General features: G+C 71.8%; 22 protein-coding genes. 11 read left to right on the top strand and 11 right to left on the bottom strand.

Annotated elements, in window-relative coordinates; all coding sequences use genetic code 11:
• Window positions 1-536: 536 nt before the first annotated feature.
• The 6 genes from ACFWUQ_RS10000 to ACFWUQ_RS09975 all read left to right on the top strand — a co-directional run bounded on the left by ACFWUQ_RS10000 (window position 537) and on the right by ACFWUQ_RS09975 (window position 8684).
• Complete coding sequence (locus tag ACFWUQ_RS10000; protein WP_384535375.1) at window positions 537-1835, top strand: sensor histidine kinase; 1299 nt, start codon at window positions 537-539, stop codon at window positions 1833-1835.
• A gap of 292 nt (window positions 1836-2127) precedes the next feature.
• Window positions 2128-2787 (top strand): LuxR C-terminal-related transcriptional regulator, encoded by a 660-nt coding sequence (locus tag ACFWUQ_RS09995; protein WP_384535388.1) that lies wholly within the window; start codon window positions 2128-2130, stop codon window positions 2785-2787.
• 167 nt (window positions 2788-2954) lie between these two features.
• Window positions 2955-4898 carry a 2-oxoacid:acceptor oxidoreductase subunit alpha gene (locus ACFWUQ_RS09990; protein ID WP_384535372.1) on the top strand — a complete coding sequence of 648 codons (1944 nt, stop codon included), beginning with the start codon at window positions 2955-2957 and terminating at the stop codon, window positions 4896-4898.
• Window positions 4891-5967, top strand: coding sequence for a 2-oxoacid:ferredoxin oxidoreductase subunit beta (locus ACFWUQ_RS09985; RefSeq protein ID WP_384535369.1), 1077 nt, complete (start codon window positions 4891-4893; stop codon window positions 5965-5967). Before ACFWUQ_RS09990 ends, ACFWUQ_RS09985 begins: the two co-directional genes overlap by 8 nt.
• Before the next feature lie 252 nt (window positions 5968-6219).
• Window positions 6220-7164: an EamA family transporter RarD gene (rarD, locus tag ACFWUQ_RS09980; RefSeq protein WP_384535366.1), complete on the top strand. Its 945-nt coding sequence runs from the start codon at window positions 6220-6222 to the stop codon at window positions 7162-7164.
• A gap of 203 nt (window positions 7165-7367) precedes the next feature.
• The gene (locus ACFWUQ_RS09975; protein ID WP_384535364.1) at window positions 7368-8684 is read left to right on the top strand and encodes a M28 family metallopeptidase; all 1317 of its coding nucleotides are present in this window, start codon (window positions 7368-7370) and stop codon (window positions 8682-8684) included.
• A gap of 31 nt (window positions 8685-8715) precedes the next feature.
• Here ACFWUQ_RS09975 and ACFWUQ_RS09970 read toward each other — a convergent pair whose 3' ends face one another.
• The 4 genes from ACFWUQ_RS09970 to ACFWUQ_RS09955 form a co-directional block, all read right to left on the bottom strand.
• Entirely contained in the window at window positions 8716-9132 is a 417-nt protein-coding gene (locus ACFWUQ_RS09970; RefSeq protein WP_384535362.1) for a hypothetical protein, read from the bottom strand.
• Window positions 9129-9332: a hypothetical protein gene (locus ACFWUQ_RS09965; RefSeq protein WP_251050317.1), complete on the bottom strand. Its 204-nt coding sequence runs from the start codon at window positions 9330-9332 to the stop codon at window positions 9129-9131. Before ACFWUQ_RS09965 ends, ACFWUQ_RS09970 begins: the two co-directional genes overlap by 4 nt.
• A gap of 107 nt (window positions 9333-9439) precedes the next feature.
• Complete coding sequence (locus ACFWUQ_RS09960) at window positions 9440-10645, bottom strand: outer membrane lipoprotein carrier protein LolA (RefSeq protein ID WP_384535360.1); 1206 nt, start codon at window positions 10643-10645, stop codon at window positions 9440-9442.
• A 246-nt stretch (window positions 10646-10891) separates the two neighbouring features.
• Complete coding sequence (locus tag ACFWUQ_RS09955) at window positions 10892-11902, bottom strand: polyprenyl synthetase family protein (RefSeq protein WP_384535357.1); 1011 nt, start codon at window positions 11900-11902, stop codon at window positions 10892-10894.
• Between the two features lie 380 nt (window positions 11903-12282).
• On the opposite strand from ACFWUQ_RS09955, the gene ACFWUQ_RS09950 reads away from it, so the two are divergent.
• Window positions 12283-14286 (top strand): CocE/NonD family hydrolase, encoded by a 2004-nt coding sequence (locus tag ACFWUQ_RS09950; RefSeq protein ID WP_384535354.1) that lies wholly within the window; start codon window positions 12283-12285, stop codon window positions 14284-14286.
• 44 nt (window positions 14287-14330) lie between these two features.
• Here the strand turns inward: ACFWUQ_RS09950 and ACFWUQ_RS09945 are convergent, their stop codons facing one another.
• Window positions 14331-15137: an HAD family hydrolase gene (locus tag ACFWUQ_RS09945; RefSeq protein ID WP_384535352.1), complete on the bottom strand. Its 807-nt coding sequence runs from the start codon at window positions 15135-15137 to the stop codon at window positions 14331-14333.
• 141 nt (window positions 15138-15278) lie between these two features.
• On the opposite strand from ACFWUQ_RS09945, the gene fahA reads away from it, so the two are divergent.
• The 4 genes from fahA (at window position 15279) to ACFWUQ_RS09925 (ending at window position 18615) form a co-directional block, all read left to right on the top strand.
• Window positions 15279-16508, top strand: a complete 1230-nt coding sequence (fahA, locus tag ACFWUQ_RS09940; RefSeq protein WP_384535349.1) for a fumarylacetoacetase — start codon at window positions 15279-15281, stop codon at window positions 16506-16508.
• 169 nt (window positions 16509-16677) lie between these two features.
• Window positions 16678-17277, top strand: coding sequence for a hypothetical protein (locus ACFWUQ_RS09935; protein ID WP_384535347.1), 600 nt, complete (start codon window positions 16678-16680; stop codon window positions 17275-17277).
• Between the two features lie 104 nt (window positions 17278-17381).
• Complete coding sequence (locus ACFWUQ_RS09930) at window positions 17382-17957, top strand: hypothetical protein (RefSeq protein ID WP_384535345.1); 576 nt, start codon at window positions 17382-17384, stop codon at window positions 17955-17957.
• A 58-nt stretch (window positions 17958-18015) separates the two neighbouring features.
• On the top strand, window positions 18016-18615 hold the full coding sequence (locus tag ACFWUQ_RS09925) for a Uma2 family endonuclease (protein WP_384535343.1): 600 nt from the start codon (window positions 18016-18018) through the stop codon (window positions 18613-18615).
• Between the two features lie 66 nt (window positions 18616-18681).
• On the opposite strand, the gene nuoN is transcribed toward ACFWUQ_RS09925, so the two are convergent.
• From nuoN to nuoI, 6 genes are read right to left on the bottom strand one after another with little or no spacing between them, the layout of a single operon-like run.
• The gene (nuoN, locus tag ACFWUQ_RS09920; protein ID WP_384535385.1) at window positions 18682-20328 is read right to left on the bottom strand and encodes an NADH-quinone oxidoreductase subunit NuoN; all 1647 of its coding nucleotides are present in this window, start codon (window positions 20326-20328) and stop codon (window positions 18682-18684) included.
• A gap of 5 nt (window positions 20329-20333) precedes the next feature.
• Window positions 20334-21950 (bottom strand): NADH-quinone oxidoreductase subunit M, encoded by a 1617-nt coding sequence (locus tag ACFWUQ_RS09915; protein ID WP_384535341.1) that lies wholly within the window; start codon window positions 21948-21950, stop codon window positions 20334-20336.
• A gap of 1 nt (window position 21951) precedes the next feature.
• The gene (gene nuoL, locus ACFWUQ_RS09910) at window positions 21952-23847 is read right to left on the bottom strand and encodes an NADH-quinone oxidoreductase subunit L (protein WP_384535340.1); all 1896 of its coding nucleotides are present in this window, start codon (window positions 23845-23847) and stop codon (window positions 21952-21954) included.
• 13 nt (window positions 23848-23860) lie between these two features.
• Entirely contained in the window at window positions 23861-24160 is a 300-nt protein-coding gene (gene nuoK, locus ACFWUQ_RS09905) for an NADH-quinone oxidoreductase subunit NuoK (RefSeq protein WP_112449176.1), read from the bottom strand.
• Complete coding sequence (locus ACFWUQ_RS09900; protein ID WP_384535337.1) at window positions 24157-24963, bottom strand: NADH-quinone oxidoreductase subunit J; 807 nt, start codon at window positions 24961-24963, stop codon at window positions 24157-24159. The genes nuoK and ACFWUQ_RS09900 overlap by 4 nt, the downstream gene beginning before the upstream one ends.
• Window positions 24960-25628, bottom strand: a complete 669-nt coding sequence (nuoI, locus tag ACFWUQ_RS09895; RefSeq protein WP_384535336.1) for an NADH-quinone oxidoreductase subunit NuoI — start codon at window positions 25626-25628, stop codon at window positions 24960-24962. The genes ACFWUQ_RS09900 and nuoI overlap by 4 nt, the downstream gene beginning before the upstream one ends.

Below are 25628 nucleotides of genomic sequence, written 5' to 3'. Positions count from 1 at the left end.
GGGGGGGGGGGGGGGGGGGGGGCGGGGGGGGGGCGGGGGGGGGGGGGGGGGGGGGGGGGGGGGGGGGGGGGGGGGGGGGGGGGGGGGGGCCGGGGGGGGGGGGTCTCCTCGGCTTGCGAACCTGAGCGGGGCCGGAGGAGTGGGACGGGGTGGGTTCGCTTCGCCTGCGGGGACACCCCCCACCGTCCCCGCACCCCCACCCTGCGGCCCCCGGTCACCCCGTTCTGCGGGCCTTGGTGCTGAGACCTCGCTCGGCGGAGGGCCCTGCTCTGCGGGCCACCCGTCCCCCCGTTCGCGGGCCTTGGTGCCGAGACCTCGCTCGGGATCGCCCCCACCCTGCGGCCCCCCGTCCCCTCGTTCGCGGGTCTTGGGGCTGAGACCTTGTTCGGTGGAGCGCCTCCGGTCTGCGGGCGCCGCGGGTGTGGGGCGGGGTGGGGATAACCCCCCGGCGGAGAGGCCGACCCGCCGCATGGTTCGGGGGGTGGGGGGGCGGCAGGGTGGGGTGGACGAGAAGACATGAGGGGCGGGTCGGGATCATGGACAACGGCAAAGCAATCGGTTCCGTGCTGCGGGCGCCGGTCGAGGGCAGGACCTGGCGGGAGCTCGGACACGTGCTGGTCGGGCTGCCGCTCAGCACGCTGTACTTCTCGCTCGCCGTCACCGGCGTCAGCCTCGGGGCCGGGCTCCTCGTGACCTTCCTCGGCGTTCCCGTCCTGGCGGGCGTGCTGGCCATGTGCCGCGGTTTCGGGCATGTGGAGCGGGCCCGGGTCCGTACGCTGCTCCGGGCCGAGGTCGGGGAGCCGGCGCCGGTCCGGGCGCGCAAGGGCGGGGCGGTCGCCGCCGTGGCAGCGCTGCTGAAGAGCGGCAGTGCCTGGCGGCACGTGCTGTACTCCGTGGTCCACTTCCCGTGGGCGGTGTTCGGCTTCTGCCTGGCACTGACGTTCTGGGTGTCGGGCTGGTCCATGCTGCTGTACCCGCTGTGGTTCTGGGTGTTCCCGGCCTTCACCGACCAGCCCGGTCTCATGCTGTTCCAGAACGACGCATACTCCTTCTACCTGGACTCGCCGGCGGCCGTCGTCGCCACCGCCTTGGTGGGCCTGCTGCTCACCCTCGCCACGCCCTGGGTGCTGCGGGCCCTGACCGTCGTGGACCGGGTCATGGTCGGCGGGCTGCTCGGGCCGTCCCGCCTGGACAGCCGTGTCACCGAGCTGGAGTCCGACCGCGGGGTGGTCGTGGACACCGCCGCGGCCGATCTGCGCCGCATCGAGCGCGACCTGCACGACGGCGCCCAGGCCCGGCTCGCGGCGCTTGCCATGGAGCTGGGGCTCGCGAAGGAGAAGCTGCTGGAGGACCCGGAGGCCGGGGCGCGCATGGTGGACGAGGCCCACGGCGAGGTGAAGATCGCGCTCCAGGAGCTGCGGGACCTGGCGCGGGGGATCCACCCGGCCGTGCTGACCGACCGGGGGCTGGACGCGGCCCTGTCCTCGGTGGCGGCGCGGTGCGTGGTGCCGGTGAAGGTGGCGGTGGACCTGCCGGCCCGGCCGGCGGAGGCGATCGAGGGCATCGCGTACTTCACGGTGTCGGAGCTGCTGCGGAACGTGAGCAAGCACGCGGCGGCCCGCTCGGCCTCGGTGGACGTGTGGAAGTCCGGGGAGCGGCTGCTGCTCCAGGTCGCCGACGACGGGCGGGCCGGGGCGGATGCGCACGCGGCCGGCACGGGGCTGGCCGCGCTGGCGGACCGGCTGGACGCGGTGGACGGGGTCCTGGTGGTCGACTCCCCCGCCGAAGGCGGTACGAGGGTCACCGCGGAGCTGCCCTGGCGCATCCGGCCCTGAGGCCGCCGTCGGCGCGCACCGGCCGCGCCCCTCCCCCGCACCGCCTCGTCGCCCGCGGTCTCACCGGTGCCTCACCCGGCTCCCATCCCCGCCTCACCCCCGCCTCACCACGCCGCCCCGCCCCACGCCCCACCGGCCCTTTCGCAAAACCCGCCGTTTCCGGAAACTCCCCCCGTACGCCCATCCGTTGTCCCGCCGGGGCCTTGATCGGGCTCCGGGGCTGGGATGCTTGGCAGCGTCAGGGAGTACGGGTACGAGTGGACGCGGGAGCTGCAGAGACGTGGACGACAGGGTGCGGGTGGTCATCGCCGAGGACTCAGTGCTGCTGCGTGAGGGCCTGACCCGGTTGCTGACCGACCGGGGGCATGACGTCGTGGCGGGCGTCGGGGACGCGGAGGCCCTGATCGGGACGGTGTCGGAGCTGGCGGCGCGGGACGCGCTGCCGGACGTGGTGGTGGCCGACGTGCGGATGCCGCCGACGCACACCGACGAGGGGGTGCGGGCCGCGGTGCGGCTGCGGCGGGACTACCCCGGCGTCGGGGTGCTGGTGCTGTCGCAGTACGTGGAGGAGCAGTACGCCACCGAACTGCTGGCCGGTTCCAGCACCGGGGTGGGGTACCTGCTCAAGGACCGGGTGGCCGAGGTCCGGGAGTTCCTGGACGCCGTGGTGCGTGTCGCCCGGGGCGGTACCGCCCTGGACCCCGAGGTCGTGGCGCAGCTCCTGGGCCGCAGCCGCAAGCAGGACGTGCTGGCGGGGCTGACCCCGCGCGAGCGCGAGGTGCTGGGGCTGATGGCCGAGGGCCGCACCAATTCCGCGGTGGCGAAGCAGCTCGTCGTGAGCGACGGAGCCGTGGAGAAGCACGTCAGCAACATCTTCATGAAGCTGGGCCTGTCGCCGAGTGACGGGGATCACCGGCGTGTATTGGCCGTTCTCACGTACCTGAAGTCCTGATTACGTGAAGTCTTGATCGATCGACACTCTGTCAGACAAGGCAAGCCGGTAGGAGCGTCTCGAAGGACGGTCCGACGGTCCGGAACGTGGGCGCTCCCCGGAGACGGGACCCTACCGACGTAGGGTTGAAACCGGGGGTGCCCGCGCCTCGAAGGAGGTCCAGTTCAGTGACCAGCCAGGTCAGTAGCCCAGCCGAGCAGGCCGATGGGGCTGGGGGTGCGGTTGTCGGTGGGCAGCGCGCTCCGGCGGGCCCCGGCGGCAAGGAAGTCCGCCGTCTCGATCGCGTGATCATCCGCTTCGCGGGTGACTCGGGTGACGGCATGCAGCTCACCGGCGACAGGTTCACCTCGGAAACGGCGTCGTTCGGCAACGACCTCTCCACCCTGCCGAACTTTCCCGCCGAGATCCGCGCCCCCGCCGGGACCCTGCCGGGTGTCTCGTCCTTCCAGCTGCACTTCGCCGACCACGACATCCTCACGCCCGGTGACGCCCCGAACGTGCTGGTCGCGATGAACCCGGCAGCGCTCAAGGCCAACATCGGGGACGTGCCGCGCGGTGCGGAGATCATCATCAATACGGATGAGTTCACCAAGCGCCCCATGGCCAAGGTCGGCTACGCGACCTCGCCGCTGGAGGACGGCTCACTGGACGCCTACAACCTCCATCCGGTGCCGCTGACGTCCCTCACCGTGGAGGCGCTGAAGGACTTCGGGCTCTCCCGCAAGGAGGCCGAGCGCAGCAAGAACATGTTCGCGCTGGGCCTGCTGTCGTGGATGTACCACCGGCCGACCGAGGGTACGGAGGCGTTCCTGCGGCAGAAGTTCGCGAAGAAGCCGGACATCGCGGAGGCGAACGTCGCGGCGTTCCGCGCGGGCTGGAACTTCGGCGAGACCACCGAGGACTTCGCGGTGTCCTACGAGGTGGCGCCGGCCACCCGCGCCTTCCCGCCCGGCACCTACCGCAACATCTCCGGGAACCTGGCCCTGGCCTACGGGCTGGTCGCGGCGGGCCGGCAGGCCGATCTGCCGCTCTACCTGGGCTCGTACCCGATCACGCCCGCCTCGGACATCCTGCACGAGCTGAGCAAGCACAAGAACTTCGGCGTGCGGACCTTCCAGGCCGAGGACGAGATCGCCGGCATCGGAGCGGCCCTCGGCGCGGCCTTCGGCGGGTCGCTGGCCGTCACCACCACCTCGGGACCCGGTGTGGCCCTGAAGTCGGAGACGATCGGGCTGGCGGTCTCCCTGGAGCTGCCGCTGCTGATCGTGGACATCCAGCGCGGCGGACCCTCGACGGGCCTGCCGACCAAGACGGAGCAGGCGGACCTGCTCCAGGCGATGTACGGGCGCAACGGCGAGGCCCCGGTCCCGATCGTCGCGCCGAGGACGCCCGCGGACTGCTTCGACGCGGCCCTGGACGCGGCCCGGATCGCGCTGACGTACCGGACGCCGGTGTTCCTGCTCTCGGACGGCTACCTCGCCAACGGTTCCGAGCCGTGGCGGATCCCCGACGTCGCGGACCTGCCGGACCTCAGGGTCCGGTTCGCGAGCGGCCCCAACCACGAGCTCGCCGACGGCAGCGAGGTGTTCTGGCCGTACAAGCGGGACCCGCACACCCTGGCCCGTCCGTGGGCCGTTCCCGGCACGCCCGGCCTCGAACACCGCATCGGCGGTATCGAGAAGCAGGACGGCACGGGCAACATCTCCTACGACCCGGCCAACCACGAGTTCATGGTCCGCACCCGCCAGGCCAAGGTCGACGGCATCGCCGTGCCGGACCTGGACGTCGACGACCCGGACGGGGCCCGCACGCTCGTCCTGGGCTGGGGCTCCACCTACGGCCCGATCACGGCCGCGGTCCGCCGCCTGCGGCTCGCCGGCGAGCCCGTCGCCCAGGCGCACCTGCGCCACCTCAACCCCTTCCCCCGGAACCTCGGCGAGGTCCTGGAGCGCTACGAGAAGGTCGTGGTGCCGGAGATGAACCTCGGGCAGCTCGCCACCCTGATCAGGGCGAAGTACCTGGTCGACGCGCAGTCGTACAACCAGGTCAACGGAATGCCGTTCAAGGCGGAGCAGCTCGCCACGGTTCTCAAGGAGGCCATCAATGACTGAGGTGACCGACGCGGGCCCGGGCCCGACGCTGCTGTCGCTGGTGCCCAAGGCCGAGGCCAAGCAGTCCATGAAGGACTTCAAGTCGGACCAGGAGGTCCGCTGGTGCCCCGGCTGCGGCGACTACGCGGTGCTCGCCGCCGTCCAGGGCTTCATGCCCGAGCTGGGGCTGGCGAAGGAGAACATCGTCTTCGTCTCGGGCATCGGCTGCTCCTCCCGTTTCCCGTACTACATGAACACCTACGGGATGCACTCCATCCACGGCCGCGCCCCCGCCATCGCCACCGGGCTGGCCACCTCGCGCCGGGACCTGTCCGTCTGGGTGGTCACCGGTGACGGCGACGCCCTGTCCATCGGCGGCAACCACCTGATCCACGCCCTGCGGCGGAACGTCAACCTCAAGATCCTGCTGTTCAACAACCGGATCTACGGTCTGACCAAGGGCCAGTACTCGCCGACCTCCGAGGTCGGGAAGATCACCAAGTCCACGCCCATGGGCTCCCTCGACGCCCCCTTCAACCCGGTGTCCCTGGCCATCGGCGCGGAGGCCTCCTTCGTCGCCCGGACCGTGGACTCCGACCGCAAGCACCTCACCGAGGTGCTGCGCCAGGCCGCCGCCCACGAGGGCACGGCGCTCGTCGAGATCTACCAGAACTGCAACATCTTCAACGACGGCGCCTTCGAGGTGCTCAAGGACAACGAGCAGGCCCAGGAGGCCGTGATCCGGCTGGAGCACGGCCGGCCGATCCGCTTCGGCGCGGACGGCTCCAAGGGCGTGGTCCGCGACCCGGACACCGGCGACCTGGAGGTCGTGGCGGTGACCCCGCAGAACGAGTCGCGCGTCCTGGTCCACGACGCCGACGCCACCAGCCCGACCACGGCGTTCGCCCTGTCCCGGCTGGCCGACCCCGACACCCTGCACCACACCCCGATCGGGGTGTTCCGCAGCGTCCGGCGGCCCGTGTACGACACGCTCATGGCCGACCAGCTCGACCTGGCGATCGAGCGCGGCGGCAAGGGCGACCTGGGCGCCCTGCTGAGCGGCAACGACACCTGGACGGTCGTCGGCTGACCGGCGCCGCGCACCCCGCGCCGGAGCCCGGACCTCCCCGGAGGCCCGGGCTCCGGCGCGTACGGACCCCGGCCGCCCCGGCCGTGCTCCGCCGTGAGGTGCGCCCGGCAACCGCCGAGCAGCCCCGCGGCGGCCCCGCGCCCCCGCGACAGTCCCCCGAATGTCATGAGTATCTCGCAGTAACGGGCATGACATCCGGCCCCGGCGGCGTTACCGTCGTGAAGTTGGCTTGAAGTCGTACAGGAGGCCCCCGTGAAGGCAGAGAACGAGCAGCGCACGGGTCTGCTCCACGGATTCGCCGCATACGGCATGTGGGGGCTGGTCCCGCTGTTCTGGCCGCTCCTCAAGCCCTCCGGAGCTGTCGAGATCCTCGCCCACCGCATGGTGTGGTCCCTGGCCGTGGTGGGCCTGGCGCTGCTCGCGCTGCGCCGCTGGGGGTGGATGGCCGAGCTGCTGCGCCGGCCCCGCAAGCTGGCCCTCACCACGCTCGCCGCCTCGATCATCAGCGTGAACTGGGGCCTGTACATCTGGGCCGTCAACAACGGCCATGTCGTCGAGGCCAGCCTCGGCTACTTCATCAACCCGCTCGTCAGCATCGCCATCGGCGTGCTGGTGCTCGGCGAGCGGCTGCGCCGCGCGCAGTGGGCGGCGGTCGGCATCAGCTTCGCCGCCGTCCTGGTCCTGGCCGTCGGCTACGGGCGGCCGCCGTGGATCTCGCTGGTCCTCGCGTTCTCCTTCGCCGCCTACGGGCTGATCAAGAAGAAGCTCAACATGGGCGGCCTCGAATCGCTGGCCGCGGAGACCGCCGTGCTGTTCCTGCCCGCCCTCGGATACGTGCTGTGGCTGGCCGCGCAGGGGCAGTCCACCTTCGTGTCCCAGGGGCCGGGGCACTCCGCCCTGCTCGCCGCGACCGGGCTGGTCACCGCGCTCCCGCTGGTGTGCTTCGGCGCGGCCGCGATCCGGGTCCCGCTGTCCACCCTGGGGATGCTCCAGTACATGGCGCCGGTGTTCCAGTTCGGGCTCGGCGTCCTGTACTTCCACGAGGCCATGCCGCCCGAGCGGTGGGCCGGATTCTCGCTGGTGTGGGCCGCGCTCGCCCTGCTGACCTGGGACGCCCTGCGCACCGCGCGGCGGTCCCGCAGGAGGGTCGAGGCGGCGCCGGCGGTGGTGGCCGCGCCGGCCCGCGAGCCCGCGTAACGCCCCTCGCCCCAGCCCCACGATCCCCGGTACGGAACGCCCGTACCGGGGATCGTCCGTTTTCCGAACCACCCTGACCGGATTGTGGTCTTGACGGATAGTCACACTCTCACTGACCATCAGGCTCGCACTGACGCACTAACGCTCACCCGCTCTATCCCCACCCGTTCCGTCACATCCCCGCGGAATTCCGGAGCCCCCACATGAGCCTGTCCGTCTCTCGGCGCCTCGCTGCCGTGACCGCGTTCGCGGTCGCGGGCCTGTTCGCCGCCACCGCCCCCGCCGCACTCGCCGCCCCCACGGCGGTCGCCGCGGCGCCGACGCCGCCCGACATCCCGCTGGCCAACGTCAAGGCCCACCTGTCGCAGTTCTCGACGATCGCCGCCAACAACGGCGGCAACCGCGCGCACGGCAGGCCCGGCTACAAGGCCTCGATCGACTACGTGAAGGCCAAGCTCGACGCCGCGGGCTTCACCACCACGCTGCAGACCTTCACCTCCAGCGGCGCCACCGGCTACAACCTGATCGCCGACTGGCCGGGCGGCGACCCGAACTCGGTCCTGATGGCCGGCGCCCACCTGGACTCCGTGACCTCGGGCGCGGGCATCAACGACAACGGCTCCGGTTCCGCGGCCGTCCTCGAATCCGCGCTCGCCGTCTCCCGGGCCGGCCTCCAGCCCACCAAGCACCTGCGCTTCGGCTGGTGGGGCGCGGAGGAGCTCGGCCTGATCGGGTCCAAGTACTACGTCAACAACCTCCCGACCGCGGAGCGCGCGAAGTTCGCCGGCTACCTGAACTTCGACATGATCGGCTCGCCGAACCCCGGCTACTTCGTCTACGACGACGACCCGACCATCGAGCAGACCTTCAAGAACTACTACGCCGGCATCGGCGTCGCGACGGAGATCGAGACCGAGGGCGACGGGCGGTCGGACCACGCCTCCTTCAAGAACGTGGGCATCCCCGTCGGCGGCCTCTTCACCGGCGCCAGCCGGACGAAGACGGCGGCACAGGCGCAGAAGTGGGGCGGGACCTCCGGTCAGGCCTTCGACCGCTGCTACCACTCCTCGTGCGACAGCCTGACGAACATCAACGACACCGCCCTGGACCGCAACTCGGACGCCGTCGCCCACGCGATCTGGAACCTCGGCGCCGCCACCCCCGTCCCGCCGGGCCCGTCCTTCGAGAACACCGCTGACGTGAGCATCCCGGACTCCCCGGCCGCCGCGGTGACCTCGTCCGTCACGGCCTCCGGCGTCGCCGGCAACGCCCCCGCCACCACCAAGGTCGACGTGAACATCGTCCACACCTACCGCGGCGACCTGGTGATCGACCTGCTGGCGCCGGACGGCACGGCGTACCGGCTGAAGAACTCCGGCTCCGACTCGGCCGACAACGTGATCGCCTCGTACACGGTGAACGCGTCGAGCGAGGTGGCCAACGGGGTCTGGAAGCTCCAGGTCAAGGACGTCGCGGCGCAGGACGTCGGCTACATCAACAGCTGGCGGATCACCTTCTAGTACCCGGCCCCGCCGGCCCCGGCCGGCGGGGCTACGCGTCCTCCGCGTAGCCGCGCAGCGAGGCGGGCAGCGGCTCCCGCATCCGGGCGCGCAGCTCCCGCGCCACCGCGCCGATGTCCGCGCGGCCGCGCTTCGCCGCCTCGACGAGGTCGCCGAGCTCCTCCGGCGACGGAAGCGTCTCGGCCCCGGCCACCCGCAGGTACGAGCGGGTGGCCGCGGCCGCGTAGAACTCGTTCATCGGGGATTCCAGCGCCGGGCACACCGCGAGGGTGTGCAGAAACGCGGCGGCCCGCCACGCGGTGTCCGGGGCGGGCTGTTCTGGTACCAGGACCAGGTCGTTCTGGTGCCGGGCGACGGCGGCGGCCACCCCGGAGGGGTCCCACACGGCGGGATCGGACGGGAGATGGTGGGCCAGAGCGGTCCAGGCCCACTCCATGGTGATCTTCAATTGCCGAACCGCTCCTGGAAGTAGCCCCAGTGGTCAGCGAACTCGTCGATGCCGGAGAGGAAGCTCTTGCGGTCCTCGTCCAGTTCGCGTTCGGTGACCTCGGTGATCAGAGCGGTGACCGTCGTGCCCAGGGCCGCCGCGCGCGCCTTCAGGCGCTCGTGGAACTCCTCGTCCAGGCGGATCGTGACGTGTCTCGACATGCCTGACACCGTACAGCGGCCGCGCTGTACGGGGGGCCGGAACGCCGCGGGGGTGGGCAGGGACACAGTCCCCGCCCACCCCCGGTGGCGGCGTCGTCGCGCGGCGGCTACTTGTTGGCGTCGGCCGCCTTCACCAGCGCGTCCTTGGTGACCGCGCCGACGTAGACCTTGCCGTCGTCCGTGATCAGGGCGTTGACCAGGCGGGTCGACAGCACCCGGCCCTCGCCGAAGGTCCCGCTGACCTTGTCGCCGAGGGAGTCCAGGAACTGCTTGGCCTCCTTGGGGGCGTTCTTGTCGTTCTCGGCGCCCTGGAGGCCCTTGCCCGTTCCGGAGTCGATCCGCGCGATGGTCGCCCAGCCCTCGCCGAGGACCTTCATGTCGCCCTTGCCGTTCGCCCCGCCGATCAGGTCGCCGAGGCCCGGGAGGGACTCCAGCGCCTTGAAGCCGTCGTCCTTCGTCCCGTGGCCGGCCGCGTCGGAGCCGTCGGTCACCTTGGCGCCCTTGGGCGGGGTGAAGGCGAAGGTGTCGGCGGACGGCTTGGCGAAGTCCACCTTGGTGAAGCCGGCGTCCACGATCGGCTTGCCGCCCTCGGTGGACAGCACCTGCACGCGCAGCGGCACACCGTTCCCGGCGTCCACCGCGATCTGCACCGAGGCGACCGTGGAACCGCTCTGCTTGGGCTTGAGCACCAGCTGGTAGGCGTCCCGGCCGGCGACCTGGGCGGTGTCGCCCACGCTGACGTCCGTGGTGGCGCCGGCGGCCTTCAGGACCTCCTCGGCGAACTGCTGGGGCGAGGCGGCCAGGCGGTCGCCGGTCTTGCGCTCGTGGCCCGCGCCGCCGCCCGCCTCCGCGGGGGCCTTCTCGTGGAAGACCTCGTTCGACTTGGAGTCGTAGCCCCACACGTCGTCGCCGTTGTGGACGAGGCTGTACTCGTCCTTGCCGTCGAGGAAGGTGAGCTTCTGGCGGTCCGGGCCGTCGGCCGCGACGCGGAAGGTGTGCGTGCCGGTGGCCAGCTGCGCGACCTTGTCCTCCGGGTTCGCCGAGCCGCCCGCCATGCCGCCGCCGCCGAGCAGGCCGGAGGCGATCTTCGGCAGGCCGAGGTCGGTGCTGAGCCGGGCCGTGCCGGACAGCTGCTGCACGTCCGAGGCGGCGATCTTCTCGATCAGCTGCTGCGCCGTCACCTTCGGCAGATCGGGTCCGCCGGCGTTGGCGAAGGCCGGGACCATCGCGACGGTCGCCGCGGCCACACCTGCCACCGCGACCGGTACGGCGTACCGGGCGACCTTGCGAGAAGTCTTCGTGTTCGCTGCCATGTCAGTGCCCTGCCCTCTGTGTCGACGGCGGCGACCCCCGTGTCGCCGCGCTCACCCGAACTGGTGGGGTTTTATGACTCCATCTGACCAAAACGGCGGCCCGAGGGCGTCAGCCCCGGGAAGCAACTGCGCGTACGACCGTGGGATGACACGGCGAGGGCCCCACCGCCCCGACCCGTAGGGGTCGTCGGGCGGAAGGACCCGTTCCGTCGTGGTGGGGCCGCCGGCGGGGCGGCCCGGGGGGCGTCAGCCCGCGCGGTGGACCACCGCGTCGCAGAGCTCCTCCAGCGCCGCCTTCGCGAAGCACTCCGGCAGCGGGGCGAGCGTGGCGCGCGCGTCCTCCGCGTAGCGGATGGTGTCGCGGCGGGCGCGCTCCAGGGCGGGGTGCGCGCGCAGCCGGGTCAGCACCTCGGCGTGGCGGGCGTCGTCCGTGAGGTCGCCGTCCAGCAGGCGTACGAGCTCCAGGTCCTCGGGCCGTCCGTCCCGCTCCGCCATCTCGCGCAGCCGCAGGACCGGCAGCGTCGGGATGCCCTCGCGCAGGTCGGTGCCCGGCGTCTTGCCGGACTCGTGCGCGTCGGAGGCGATGTCGAGGACGTCGTCGGCGAGCTGGAAGGCGGTGCCGAGGCGCTCGCCGTACTGGGTCAGGATGTCGACGACGGACTCGTCGGCGCCGGACATCAGCGCGCCGAAGCGGCCGGACACGGCGATCAGCGAGCCGGTCTTGCCGGCGATGACGTCGAGGTAGTGGGCGACCGGGTCGCGGCCGTCGCGCGGGCCGGCCGTCTCCAGGATCTGGCCCGTCACCAGCCGCTCGAAGGCCTCCGCCTGGATGCGGACGGCCTCGGGGCCGAGGTCGGCCAGGATGTGCGAGGCGCGGGCGAACAGGAAGTCTCCCGTCAGGACGGCCACCGAGTTGCCCCAGCGGGCGTTCGCGCTCTCCACCCCGCGCCGCACGTCCGCCTCGTCCATGACGTCGTCGTGGTACAGCGTGGCCAGGTGCGTGAGCTCCACGACCACGGCGGACGGCACGATCCCCGGCGCGTACGGATCGCCGAACCGGGACGCGAGCATCACCAGGAGCGGGCGGAAGCGCTTGCCTCCGGCCCGCACGAGGTGCTGCGCGGCCTCGGTGATGAAGGGGACTTCGCTCTTGGTGGCCTCCAGCAGACCCGCCTCGACAGCGGCCAGTCCGGCCTGGACATCGGTCTCAAGAGCCTGGTCCCGCACGCTCAGTCCGAACGGCCCGACGACGGTCACGAGGGGTACTCCTGTCTGCTGACGATCACGCTGACGACCACCTGGATCGTCGATGTGTCGCTGCCATCACTCAAGCCAGCGTATCGGGTCCGTTTTCGATCACCGAGAGCGCCTGTCCGGCCACCACCCGCGCGATGCCCGTTGTGCACCGGTATGTTCTTGGGAAGCCGAAACAACCGGAGATTGCTCTTGTCCAGAACTGCGCCTCCCCGGCCACCCCCGCGGCCCCGCCACCCCGTCCGGACCGACGGTCCGGGCACAGTGACGAAGATCATCGGCAGCCCGGCCCTCGCGGGCCGGCCCGGCCGTGCCCGGCCCCGCGCCGTGGCCGCGGCGCACGGCGCACCCCGTCCACCGAGGCGACCGGCGACTGGACACCCATGATCATCCGCACCGAGTTCCCCTACGCGACCACGCACGAGGATGTCCGGATCCCGCTGCCCGACGGCGTGGAGCTCTACGCCAGGATCTGGCGCCCCGTCACCGACGAGCCCGTGCCGGCGCTGCTGGAGTACCTCCCGTACCGCCTCACCGACTGGACCGCGCCGCGCGACCGCCAACGCCACCCCTGGTACGCCGGGCACGGCTACGCCTCCGTACGGGTCGACGTGCGCGGCCACGGCTGCAGCGGGGGCCGGCCGGGGGACGAGTACAGCGCCCGTGAGTCGGCCGACGGGGTCGCGGTGGTGGAGTGGCTGGCGGCCCAGCCGTGGTGCACCGGGTCGGTCGGCATGTTCGGCATCGCGTGGGGCGGGTGCAGCTCCCTGCAGATCGCCGCGCTCGCCCCCGAGCCCCTGAAGGCGGTCGTCACCGTCTGCTCCACGGACGACCGCTACGACAACGACGTCCACTGCACGGGCGGCTCGGTCCTGGCCGTCGGCACGCACGCGTGGGCGGCGACCGTGCTCGCCCTCGCCGCCCGCCCGCCGGACCCGGAATTCGTCGGCGACGGCTGGCGGGAGCTGTGGCTGGACCGGCTGGAGGGCGTCGAACCGCTCATCCACACCTGGCTCTCGCACCAGACCCGCGACGACTACTGGCGCCGCGGCAGCGTCTGCGAGGACTACACGGCGATCGGCGCGGCGGTCCTCGCGGTCGGCGGCTGGCACGACCCGTACCGGGACACCGTGCTGCGGCTGGTCGAGCACCTGCCCTCCTCCCGCATCCGCGGCCTGATCGGCCCGTGGTCGCACCAGTACCCGGACCAGGGACTGCCGCCGGGTCCGGCGATCGGCTTCCTCCAGGAGACCCTGCGCTGGTGGGACCACTGGCTGAAGGGGGCCGACAACGGGGTGATGCGCGAGCCGCTGCTCCGCTCCTGGATCAGCGACTCCCACCCGCCCGCGACGGTGTACGACACGCTCCCCGGCCGCTGGGTCGGCGACCGGTCCTGGCCGTCCGCCGCCGTCGTGCCCGTCCCGTACGGACTCCAGGGCGCGCCCGTGGCCGTCGCCTCCCCGCAGCACACCGGGCTCGACGCGGGCCGGTTCCTCCCCTCCGGCAACGACTCCGACCTGCCGCCCGACCAGCGGGAGGAGGACGCGAAGTCGGCGTGCTTCGAGTTCCCGGTGGGCGGCCGGGAGCCGGTGCGGATCCTCGGACGGCCGTCGGCGACGCTGCGGCTGCGCCTGGACGTGCCGTACGGGCAGGTGGTGGCGCGGCTGTGCGACGTGGCCCCGGACGGCGCCTCGACCCTGGTCACGCGCGGCGCGCTGAACCTCTCGGCCCGCCGGGGCCGGGACCGGGCCGTGCCGTGGCCCGCGGGCGCGTACGAGGACGTCACCTTCGAGCTGAGCGGCATCGGGCACTGCTTCCCGCCGGGGCACCGGATCCGGCTGGCCCTGTCCTCCGCGTACTGGCCGTGGGTCTGGCCCCGGGCCGGGTCGGAGGCCGGCTGGACCCTGGACCCGGCGGGCAGCACGCTGACGCTCCCGGTCCGCACGCCGTCCCCGGCGGACGGGGGGATCGCCTTCGAGGCGCCGGAGCAGGCGGAGCCGCTGCGGGTCGTGCACCCGGCGACGCTGGACGAGCCGCGTCCGGAACGGCTCGTCGTCCGGGACGTCGCGCGCGGGACGTGGCGGCTGGAGGTGGACCCCCGGTACGGGGGCACGCGGGTGTTCCCGGACGGGCTGGAGTACGGCGAGGACGCGCTGGAGGTGTACGAGATCCAGGAGGCGGACCCGCTGTCCGCCCGCGCCCGGTCGGACTGGAAGATCCGGCTCCACCGGCCGGAGCGGGGCTGGGACGTGCGGGTGGAGACGCGGTCGGAGGTGTCGTGCGACGAGGGCGGCTTCCTGACGTCGAACGAGGTGGTGTGCCGGGAGGGGGACGAGGTGGTCTTCCACCGCACGTGGGAGCGCCGCCTCCCCCGCGCGGCGGGCTGACCCGGGGGGCCGCGCCGGCCTCGCGGGCCGCCCGCGAGGGCGGCTCAGCCGTAGAGGCGTTCCAGGACCACCGCGATGCCGTGGTCCTCGTTCGAGAGGGTGACCTCGTCCGCGACGGCCACCAGCTCCTGGTGGGCGTTGGCCATGGCCACCCCGTGCGCCGACCACGCGAACATCGGGACGTCGTTCGGCATGTCCCCGAACGCGATCGTCCCCGACCCCGGCACCCCCAGGAGCTGCGCGGCCCGCGCCAGCCCGCTCGCCTTGTCGATGCCCGGGGGCTGGAGTTCCACGGTGTGCTCCCCCGCCATCGTGACGTTCACCAGGTCCCCCACCACCGACCGCGCCACCCGCGTCAGCTCGTCGTCGTCCAGCTCGGGGTGCTGCAGCAGGACCTTGTTGATGGGGGCCGACCACAGGTCGCCGCGGCGCGGTACGCGGACCGTCGGCAGGTGCGGTTGCCACATCCGGTAGCCGGGCCCTATCAGCATCTCCGCGTCCAGGCCCTCCTGGTTCACCGCCGCGTAGACCTCGCCGATCTCCGCCTCGATCTTGCCGAGGGCCACTTCGGCCAGCCCCCGGTCCATGGACACGGAGTGCAGGAGGCGGCCGCGCGCCGCGTCGTACACCTGCGCGCCCTGTCCGCAGACCGCGAGCCCCGTGTAGCCGAGGTCGTCCAGGACGTGCCGGACCTGGGGGACCGGGCGGCCGGTGACGACGATGTGCCGGGCGCCGGCCGAGCGGGCGGTGGCGAGCGCCGCGTACGAGCGGGCGGAGACGGTGTCCCCGGCGCACAGCAGAGTCCCGTCCAGGTCAGTGGCGATCAAGGCATAGGGGAGGGCGGAAGTCACGGCGCCAAGGATACGGACCCCTTTGGACAAGTCCTACAAATAGCGCCCGTATCTGGCCTCCCACACACCCCATCAGCCACGTAACGTGTCAACCAGCCGCCGGGACACCCCCGGACCGCATCGAAAGTGAGGCAGCACCCCATGCCCCAGCAGAGCCCCCTCGATGTCCCCGAGGGCGACCCGTTCGGGCCGCACAACCTCCCGTACGGCGTCTTCTCCACCCCGCGGGACCCCGCGCGGCGCCGGATCGGGGTGCGGATCGGCGGGTACGTGCTCGACGCGGGCGCGGCCGCGGACGCCCTCGGCTCCCCGTACGCCGGGCTGCTCGGGCAGGGCTCGCTGAACCCGCTGATGGCCGCCGGGCGGACCGCCTGGCGCGATGTGCGCCGCGCGCTGACCGCCTGGGTCACCGACCCCGGGCACCGCCCGGCGGTGGAGCCGCACCTGCTGCCGCTCGACGAGGTCGTCCTGCACCTGCCGTACGAGGTCGCCGACTACGTCGACTTCTACGCGAGTGAGCACCACGCCACCAACGTGGGACGGATGTTCCGCCCCGACGGGGACGCGCTGACCCCCAACTGGAAGCACCTGCCGATCGGTTACCACGGACGTTCGGGCACGGTCGTCGTGTCCGGGACCGACGTCGTACGCCCCAGCGGCCAGCGCAAGGCGCCCGCCGACCCGGCGCCCGTCTTCGGCCCGTCCGTCAAGCTCGACATCGAGGCCGAGGTCGGATTCGTCGTCGGCACCCCGTCGGAGCAGGGCCGGCCGGTGGCGCTGGGCGACTTCGAGGACCACGTCTTCGGGGCCTTCCTCCTCAACGACTGGTCGGCGCGCGACATCCAGGCCTGGGAGTACGTCCCGCTCGGCCCCTTCCTCGGCAAGTCCTTCGCCACCTCGGTCTCGGCCTGGGTCACCCCCCTGGAGGCCCTGGACTCGGCCCGCGTCGCCCCGCCCGCCCGGGACTTCCCCCTCCTGCCCTACCTCGACGACGCGGGCAGCGACCGCCCCGGCGGCTTCGACCTGCACATCACCGTCGCCCTCAACGGGCAGGAGGTGGCCCGCCCGCCGTTCGCGACGATGTACTGGACCGCCGCGCAGCAGCTCGCGCACATGACCGTCAACGGCGCCTCGCTGCGCACCGGCGACGTCTACGGCTCGGGCACCGTCAGCGGCCCGGAGACCGGCCAGCGCGGCTCGCTGCTGGAGCTCACCTGGAACGGCCGCGACGCCATCGAGCTCGCCGACGGCAAGCGCACCTTCCTGGAGGACGGCGACACCGTCACCCTCACCGCCTGGGCCCCCGGCCCGGACGGCGTCCGCGTCGGCCTCGGCGAGGTCACCGGCCGCATCGTGGCGGCAACGAACTGACGGGCCCGCCCGCCCCCGGCGCTGCCTTCGGTGTACGCCCGGCGCGCTCCGGACGTACGCCGGGCGGGCGGCCCGGGGGTGGCGGGCGGCCCGGCGCGCGGGCCGCGGGGGCGGTGCGGGTGATGCTCCTCGGGCTGGCTTTCCCCGCGACCGCCCAAGGAGCCCCCGTATGGCCTCTCGTATGGCCTCTCGTACCGGCATGCTCGCCCTGTCCCTCGCCGCCGCGACGGCGCTGACCCTCGCCGCGACCCCCGCCGGGGCCCACCCCGGCCCGCCCGGCACCTCCGGCACCTCCGCCGCCCCGGCCCGGCCGGGCGCCGCTCGGGCCGAGCTCGCCCGGGCCGCTGCGGCGAGCGCCCGGTACACCCTGGTGGAGCGCTCGGTCGCGGCCGGATACGTCCCCGACCAGTACTGCGTCCAGGACCCGGCCGGCGCCGGGGCCATCGGCTACCCGCACTTCAACCACGCCCACGACGACTCCCTGGACCCCGCGAAGCCGGCGGCGCTGCTCTACGAGGACGACGCGCGCGGCCGCCGCCGCCTCGTGGCCCTCGAATGGGTCGTCATGGACCGCGACGGCAGGGTGGAGACCGACGACGACCGCCCCAGCCTCTTCGGGCAGCCCTTCAAGGGACCGATCCCGGGCCGGTTCAAGGGCCAGAAGACGCACTACGCCCTGCACGTCTGGCTCTGGAAGGACAACCCGGCCGGACTGTTCGCCACGTTCAACCCCGAGGCCCGCTGCCTGCCCGGCACCACCCGCCCCTGACGCCCTGCCGCCCTCCCCGTGCCCCCGTTCGGAGGCACGGGGCGTGCACGGCCCCCCGTACGCCCCGATGGTGGACGAAACGCCCCCGATCGGCAGGAGTACCGATGTCCGCCCGTTCCCGCACGGCCGTCCTCGTCTGCGCCGCCGCCGCGTCCATAGCCCTGGCCGCCCTGCCCCCGGCTCAGGCCGTGGTCGGACCGGCGCCCGATCCCAAGGACCGCCGGGCCATGCTCGACCTGGCGACGGCCTACCGGGTGACGGCCAAGTACGAGAACGAGAAGGCGGCCGTCGCGGACGGCTACGTCCGCACCGACGACTGCATGGACAACCCGCGCGGCCCCGGCTCGATGGGCTACCACTACGAGAACAGGTCCCGCTGGGGCTCGACCGACCCGGCGAAGCCCACGGCGATCATCTACGGCCCGGAGAAGGGCCCCGGCGGCGGCCGGAAGCTGTACGCGGTCGAGTGGATGGTCTCGGACCCGGACCAGAACCTGGCGACGACGGCCGGCCGGCCCCGGATGTTCGGCCTCCCCTTCGATGGTCCGATGCCGGGCCACACCCCGGGGATGCCGAAGCACTTCGACCTCCACCTGTGGGCCTACAAGCACAACCCGGCAGGCCTCTTCCACAACTGGAACCCGGCAGTGAAGTGCTCCGGGCATATGACTCACTCGTAGGGGCGGTGTTCCGGGTTCCCCCGGCGCTACGCTGGCCGCACGCGCGAGACTGCGGCTCATGGGAGCACGGATGAACCCGGAACACAGCTGGCCGATCCCACCGCCGGGCGGCTGGACTGCCGACGACCTGGACACGCTTCCGAATCTGCCTCCGCACACGGAGCTGATCGACGGGATCCTGGTCTTCGTGCGTCCGCAGACTCAATTCCACATGCGCGCGGTCAACTTCCTCACCTGGCAGCTCATGGATCAGCAGTTGCCGGGCCTGGAGGTCTTCCGCGAGTTCACGATCGACATCGACCGTCACAACCGCCCCGAACCCGATGTCATCGTCGTGGACGAGAGTGCCGTGGGCGATCTGGACCAGACCCGGCTCCCTGCGGAGTCCGTCCGACTGGCCATCGAAGTGGTCTCGGCCGAGTCCCTCGGTCGTGACCGCGGCGTCAAGCCGGTCAAGTACGCGGAGGCGGGCATTCGTCACTTCTGGCGCGTGGAGAACAAGGATGGTCGTGCCGTGGTCTACGTCTACGAACTGGACCCGTCGACCGGGAGCTACGGGACCGCGGGCATCTTCCACGACCGCCTCAAAGTCTCGTATCCCTTCCCCATCGACCTCGACCTGACCGCCATCACTCCGAAACGGCGCACCGCCGAGTAGCCCGCACACGCGACGGGGCCCGGCTCCTTCGAAAGGGGCCGGGCCCTGTCCCGTACGACGAACCCGTCAGCGGACGAACGTGCTCGCCTGTCCCGCCAGTTCCAGGAAGTACTGCGGGGCCACACCCAGGACCAGGGTGACCGCGACGCCCACCGCGATGGTCGTCATCGTCAGCGGCGACGGGACGGCCACGGTCGGGCCGTCGGCCTTCGGCTCGCTGAAGAACATCAGGACGATCACCCGGATGTAGAAGAACGCGGCGATCGCGGACGACAGGACGCCGACCACGACCAGCGCTCCCGCGCCGCCCTCCGCCGCCGCCTTGAACACCGCGAACTTCCCGGCGAAGCCGGAGGTCAGCGGGATGCCCGCGAAGGCCAGCAGGAACACCGCGAACACGGCCGCCGTGAGCGGGGAGCGCCGGCCCAGACCGGCCCACTTCGACAGGTGTGTGGCCTCGCCGCCCGCGTCGCGCACCAGCGTGACCACCGCGAAGGCGCCGATCGTCACGAAGGAGTACGCGAGCAGGTAGAAGAGGACGGACTTGACGCCCTCCGCGGAGGTCGCGATCACACCGGCCAGGATGAAGCCGGCGTGCGCGATCGAGGAGTACGCCAGCAGCCGCTTGACGTCCGTCTGGGTCACGGCGATCACCGCGCCCGCCAGCATCGTGACGATCGCGACGCCCCACATCACCGGCCGCCAGTCCCACCGCAGCCCCGGCAGGACCACGTACAGCAGGCGCAGGAGGGCGCCGAAGGCCGCCACCTTCGTCGCCGCCGCCATGAAGCCGGTGACCGGGGTCGGGGCGCCCTGGTAGACGTCCGGGGTCCACATGTGGAAGGGGACCGCGCCCACCTTGAAGAGCAGGCCCATGAGGATCAGCGCGCCGCCGATCAGCAGCAGTGCGTCGTTGCCCATGGTGGCGGCCAGCGCCGGGTCCACCGCGGCGACCGTGCCGTCCACGACGTCCGCGATCACCGCGTACGAGACCGAGCCCGCGTACCCGTAGAGCAGCGCGATGCCGAAGAGCAGGAAGGCCGAGGAGAAGGCGCCCAGGAGGAAGTACTTGACCGCGGCCTCCTGCGACATCAGCCGCTGGCGGCGGGCGACGGCGCAGAGCAGGTACAGCGGGAGGGAGAAGACCTCCAGGGCGATGAACAGCGTCAGCAGGTCGTTGGCCGCCGGGAAGATCAGCATGCCGGCGATCGCGAACATGGCCAGCGGGAAGACCTCGGTGGTGGTGAAGCCCGCCTTGACGGCGGCCTTCTCGCTCTCGCTGCCGGGTACGGACGCCGCTTGGGCGGCGAAGGAGTCCACCCGGTTGCCGTGCGAGGCCGGGTCCAGGCGCCGTTCCGCGAAGGTGAACATCGCGACGATCGACGCCAGCAGGACGGTGCCCTGGAGGAACAGCGCCGGCCCGTCCACGGCGATGGCGCCCATGGCGGCGATGTGCGCCTTCGTGCCCCCGTACCCGGCGGCCGCCAGGCCGACGACCGCCGCGAAGGCCGAGGCCAGCGCGGCGACGGCGAGGAACACCTGGACGTAGTAGCGGGACCGGCGGGGCACGAAGGCCTCGACCAGGATCCCGACGATCGCCGCGCCCACCACGATCAGCGTGGGCGCGAGCTGCGCGTACTCGATGACCGGCGCCGGGATCCGGTCGACCGGACCCTCCGCCGCCACCGTCAGCAGGCTCTGGGCAGCAGTCACTGCGCTCACTTCGCCGCCTCCCCATTCTTGGCCTCGACAGCCACCTCGGGCTTCGGGTCGGTCAGCTTGACGTCCGACATGGTGTGCTTCACCGCCGGGTTGACGATGTCCGTCAGCGGCTTGGGGTAGACGCCCAGGCCGATCAGGACCGCGATCAGCGGGGCGACCACCAGCACCTCCCGCAGGCGCAGGTCCGGCATGGTGCGGACCTCCTCCTTCAGGGGGCCGGTCATGGTGCGCTGGTACAGCACCAGCGTGTAGAGGGCGGCCAGCACGATGCCGACGGTGGCGACGATGCCGGCCACCGGGTACCGGGCGAACGTGCCGACCAGGACCAGGAACTCGCTGACGAAGGGCGCGAGACCCGGCAGCGAGAGGGTGGCGAGGCCGCCGATCAGGAAGGTGCCGGCCAGGACCGGGGCCACCTTCTGCACGCCGCCGTAGTCGGCGATGAGCCGGGAGCCGCGCCGCGAGATCAGGAAGCCGGCGACCAGCATCAGCGCCGCCGTCGACAGGCCGTGGTTGACCATGTAGAGGGTGGCGCCGGACTGGCCCTGGGAGGTCATCGCGAAGATCCCGAGGACGATGAAGCCGAAGTGCGAGATCGAGGCGTAGGCGACCAGCCGCTTGATGTCGCGCTGGCCGACCGCGACCAGCGCGCCGTAGACGATGCTGATCAGCGCCAGGACGATGATCACCGGCGTGGCCCACTTGCTGGCCTCCGGGAACAGGCCGAGGCAGAAGCGGAGCATCGCGAAGGTGCCGACCTTGTCGACGACCGCGGTGATCAGCACGGCGACCGGGGCGGTGGACTCGCCCATCGCGTTGGGCAGCCAGGTGTGCAGGGGCCACAGCGGGGCCTTCACCGCGAAGGCGAAGAAGAAGCCGAGGAAGAGCAGCCGCTCGGTGTTGGTCGCCATGTCGAGCGTGCCCGCGGCGCGGGCGGCGGCGATCTCCTGGAGCGAGAAGTTCCCGGCGACCACGTACAGGCCGATGACGGCGGCCAGCATGATCAGGCCGCCGACCAGGTTGTAGAGGAGGAACTTGACCGCCGCGTACGAGCGCTGCGCGGCCGCGTTCTCCTCGGACCCGGAGTGGGCCCGGTCCCCGAAGCCGCCGATGAGGAAGTACATCGGGATGAGCATGGCTTCGAAGAAGATGTAGAAGAGGAAGACGTCGGTGGCCTCGAAGGAGATGATCACCATCGCCTCGACCAGCAGGATCAGGGCGAAGAAGCCCTGCGTCGGCCGCCAGCGGGAGCCCGCGTCGGTGCCGCTTTTGGACGCCTCGGTCTCCAGCGGGTCGGCGTCGTTCCACCCGGCCCCGATCACGAAGGGCACGAGCAGCGCGGTGAGGCCGATGAGGACCACGCCGATGCCGTCCACGCCCAGCTCGTAGCGGACGCCGAAGTCGGCGATCCAGGAGCGGGACTCGGTGAGCTGGTAGCGGTCGCCACCCGGCTCGAAGCGGATCGCGACGAGCGCGGCCAGGGCCAGCGTCGCCAGCGAGAAGGACAGCGCGAGCCACTTGGCGGCGGTCCTGCGGGTCGCGGGGACGGCCGCCGTAAGGATGGCGCCGACCGCGGGGACCGCGGCCGTCACCGTCAGAAGCGGGAAGTTCATTTCACACCGCCCTCATCAGCAGGGTCGCGGCGATCAGGATCGCCGTGCCCCCGAACATCGACACCGCGTAGCTGCGGGCGTAGCCGTTCTGCAGCTTGCGCAGCCGGCCCGAGAGGCCGCCGACCGAGGCGGCCGTCCCGTTGACCACTCCGTCGACCAGGCTGTGGTCGACGTACACGAGCGAGCGGGTCAGGTGCTCTCCGCCGCGCACCAGCACGACGTGGTTGAAGTCGTCCTGGAGCAGGTCCCGGCGGGCGGCCCGGGTGAGGACCGAGCCGCGCGGGGCCAGGACGGGGACGGGCCGCCGGCCGTACATGGCCCAGGCGATGGCGGCGCCGACGACGAGGACCACCATGGTGGCCAGCGTCACCGTCAGGGCGCTGACCGGGGGGTGGCCGTGCGCGTAGCCCGTGACGGGCTCCAGCCACTTCAGGAAGCGGTCGTTGATGCCGAAGAACCCGCCCGCGAAGACCGATCCGAACGCCAGGATGACCATGGGGACGGTCATGGACTTCGGGGACTCGTGCGGGTGCGGCTCGTGGCCGTCCGCGTCGGGCTGCCAGCGCTTCTCGCCGAAGAAGGTGAGGAGCATGACGCGGGTCATGTAGAAGGCGGTGATGCCGGCGCCCAGGAGGGCCACGCCGCCGAGGATCCAGCCCTGGGTGCCGCCCTTGGCGAAGGCCGCCTCGATGATCATGTCCTTGGAGAAGAACCCGGACAGGCCCGGGAAGCCGATGATCGCCAGATAGCCGAGGCCGAAGGTCACGAAGGTGACCGGCATGTAGGTCCGCAGTCCGCCGTACTTGCGCATGTCGACCTCGTCGTTCATCCCGTGCATCACGGAACCGGCGCCGAGGAACAGGCCCGCCTTGAAGAAGCCGTGCGTGACCAGGTGCATGATGGCGAACACGTAGCCGATCGGGCCGAGGCCGGCGGCCAGGATCATGTAGCCGATCTGGGACATCGTCGAGCCGGCGAGGGCCTTCTTGATGTCGTCCTTCGCGCAACCGACGATCGCACCGAAGAGCAGCGTGACCGCGCCCACGATGGTGACCACCAGCTGGGCGTCCGGCGCCCCGTTGAAGATGGCGCCCGAGCGGACGATCAGGTACACGCCGGCGGTCACCATCGTCGCCGCGTGGATCAGGGCCGAGACCGGGGTCGGGCCCTCCATCGCGTCGCCGAGCCAGGACTGCAGCGGGACCTGGGCGGACTTGCCGCAGGCGGCCAGCAGCAGCATCAGGCCGATGGCCGTCAGCGTGCCCTCCGATGTCTCGCCGACCGCTCCGAGCACCGGCCCGAAGGCGAAGGTGCCGAACGTGGTGAACATCAGCATGATCGCGATCGACAGGCCGATGTCGCCGACGCGGTTGACCAGGAACGCCTTCTTCGCGGCGGTGGCCGCGCTGGCCTTGTGCTGCCAGAACCCGATCAGGAGGTAGGAGGCCAGGCCCACGCCCTCCCAGCCGAAGTACAGCAGCAGGTAGTTGTCGGCGACGACGAGCAGCAGCATCGCCGCGACGAACAGGTTCAGGTAGCCGAAGAAGCGGCGGCGGCGCTCGTCGTGCTCCATGTACCCGATCGAGTACACGTGGATGAGCGTGCCCACCCCGGAGATCAGCAGGACGAAGGTCATCGACAGCTGGTCCAGCTGGAAGGCCATGTCCGCCTGGAACCCCTCGACGGGGATCCAGGTGAACAGGCGCTGGTGCAGGGTCCGGTCGTCGGCGCCGCGCCCCAGCATGTCGGCGAACAGGGCCACGCCGATGCCGAAGGAGACGGCCGCGAGCAGGGTGCCGATCCAGTGGCCGACCCGGTCGAGGCGCCGGCCGCCGCACAGCAGCACCGCCGCTCCGAGCAGGGGCGCCGCCACCAGCAGCGCAATCAGATTCTCCACTGTGAAACGCCCCTTACAGCTTCATCAGGCTGGCGTCGTCGACCGAGGCCGAGTGGCGGGTACGGAAGAGCGACACGATGATCGCCAGGCCGACCACGACCTCCGCGGCGGCGACGACCATCGTGAAGAACGCGATGATCTGGCCGTCGAGGTTGCCGTGCATACGGGAGAAGGTGACGAAGGCGAGGTTGCAGGCGTTGAGCATCAGCTCGACGCACATGAACAGCACGATCGCGTTCTTCCGGATTAGGACGCCGGCCGCGCCGATGGTGAACAGCAGGGCCGACAGGTAGAGGTAGTTGACCGGGTTCACTTCGAGGCCTCCTCACGGCCGAGGCGCTCCGAGGACGCCTGTTCCAGTGCCTTGAGGTCGTCGAGCGCCTCACTGGAGACGTCGCGGATCTGGCCGCGGGCGCGCAGGGTCTGGTTGACCGTGAGCTCGGAGGGGGTGCCGTCCGGCAGCAGGCCGGCGACGTCCACCGCGTTGTGCCGGGCGTAGACGCCGGGGGCGGGCAGCGGCGGGAGCTGGACGCCCTCGCGGACGCGCTTGGCGGCGAGTTCGCGCTGGGTGGCGGCCCGCTCGGTGCGCTCGCGGTGGGTGAGCACCATGGCGCCGACGGCTGCCGTGATCAGCAGCGCGCCGGTGATCTCGAAGGCGAAGACGTACTTCGTGAAGATCAGCTGCGCCAGGCCCTCGACGTGGCCGCCGGAGTTGATCCGGCCGAGCCCGTTGAAGTGGGTGAGCCGGGCGTGGCCGATGCCGGCGATCAGCAGGATGCCGAAGCCGAGCCCGCACAGGGCGGCCAGCCAGCGCTGGCCCTTGAGCGTCTCCTTCAGGGAGTCGGCGGCGGTGACGCCGACGAGCATGACCACGAAGAGGAACAGCATCATGATCGCGCCGGTGTAGACGACGACCTGGACGACGCCGAGGAAGTACGCGCCGTTGGCGAGGTAGAAGACAGCCAGGATGATCATCGTCCCGGCCAGGCTGAGGGCGCTGTGCACGGCCTTCTTCATCAGGATCGTGGCCAGCGCGCCGATGACGGCGACCGTGCCGAGGATCCAGAACTGCACGGCCTCGCCGGTGGAGGTGAGGGTCGCGGCGATGGTGCTCACGCGTCCACCTCCTTGTGCCGGGGGCCGTCCGCCGCAGCGCCGCCGTCGGCCGTCCCGCTCCCGGCGGTCCCGCTCCCGGTGGTCTCGCCCGTGGCCGTCCCCGTGGCCGTCTCGCCCTTGGAGACGGCGACCTGCCGGACGGTGCCGGGGGCGGCACCCGTCACCAGGCCCCGGTAGTAGTCCTGGTCGTCCGTGCCGGGGAAGATCGAGTGCGGTGCCTCGACCATGCCCTCGGTGAGGCCGGAGAGCAGCTGCTCCTTGGTGTAGATGAGCGCCTCGCGGCTGGAGTCCGCCAGTTCGAACTCGTTCGTCATGGTCAGCGCCCTCGTGGGGCACGCCTCGACGCACAGTCCGCACAGGATGCAGCGGGCGTAGTTGATCTGGTAGACCCGGCCGTACCGCTCACCCGGGGAGTAGCGCTCCTCCTCGGTGTTGTCCGCGCCCTCGACGTAGATCGCGTCGGCGGGGCAGGCCCAGGCGCACAGTTCGCACCCGATGCACTTCTCCAGACCGTCGGGGTGCCGGTTGAGCTGATGCCGTCCGTGGAAGCGCGGGGCGGTGGTCTTCCGCTCCTCGGGGTACTGCTCGGTGAGCCGCTTCTTGAACATGGCCTTGAAGGTCACGCCGAAGCCGGCCACCGGGTTGTGCCACTTCTCGTCAGACAT

It is taken from the genome of Streptomyces sp. NPDC058662, assembly GCF_042716255.1.
In the GTDB taxonomy this organism is placed as follows: Bacteria; Actinomycetota; Actinomycetes; order Streptomycetales; family Streptomycetaceae; genus Streptomyces.
The sequence above is the reverse complement of the archived record's forward strand: the minus strand, read 5'-3'. Positions and strand labels throughout refer to the sequence as shown.

Coding starts and splice junctions, on each gene's coding strand:
- ACFWUQ_RS10000 (WP_384535375.1), top strand. CDS start 537: ATGGACAACGGCAAAGCAATCGGTTCCGTGCTGCGGGCGCCGGTCGAG.
- ACFWUQ_RS09985 (WP_384535369.1), top strand. CDS start 4,891: ATGACTGAGGTGACCGACGCGGGCCCGGGCCCGACGCTGCTGTCGCTG.
- ACFWUQ_RS09975 (WP_384535364.1), top strand. CDS start 7,368: ATGAGCCTGTCCGTCTCTCGGCGCCTCGCTGCCGTGACCGCGTTCGCG.
- ACFWUQ_RS09965 (WP_251050317.1), bottom strand. CDS start 9,332: ATGTCGAGACACGTCACGATCCGCCTGGACGAGGAGTTCCACGAGCGC.
- ACFWUQ_RS09960 (WP_384535360.1), bottom strand. CDS start 10,645: ATGGCAGCGAACACGAAGACTTCTCGCAAGGTCGCCCGGTACGCCGTA.
- ACFWUQ_RS09950 (WP_384535354.1), top strand. CDS start 12,283: ATGATCATCCGCACCGAGTTCCCCTACGCGACCACGCACGAGGATGTC.
- fahA (WP_384535349.1), top strand. CDS start 15,279: ATGCCCCAGCAGAGCCCCCTCGATGTCCCCGAGGGCGACCCGTTCGGG.
- ACFWUQ_RS09935 (WP_384535347.1), top strand. CDS start 16,678: ATGGCCTCTCGTATGGCCTCTCGTACCGGCATGCTCGCCCTGTCCCTC.
- ACFWUQ_RS09930 (WP_384535345.1), top strand. CDS start 17,382: ATGTCCGCCCGTTCCCGCACGGCCGTCCTCGTCTGCGCCGCCGCCGCG.
- ACFWUQ_RS09925 (WP_384535343.1), top strand. CDS start 18,016: ATGGGAGCACGGATGAACCCGGAACACAGCTGGCCGATCCCACCGCCG.
- ACFWUQ_RS09915 (WP_384535341.1), bottom strand. CDS start 21,950: ATGAACTTCCCGCTTCTGACGGTGACGGCCGCGGTCCCCGCGGTCGGC.
- nuoI (WP_384535336.1), bottom strand. CDS start 25,628: ATGTCTGACGAGAAGTGGCACAACCCGGTGGCCGGCTTCGGCGTGACC.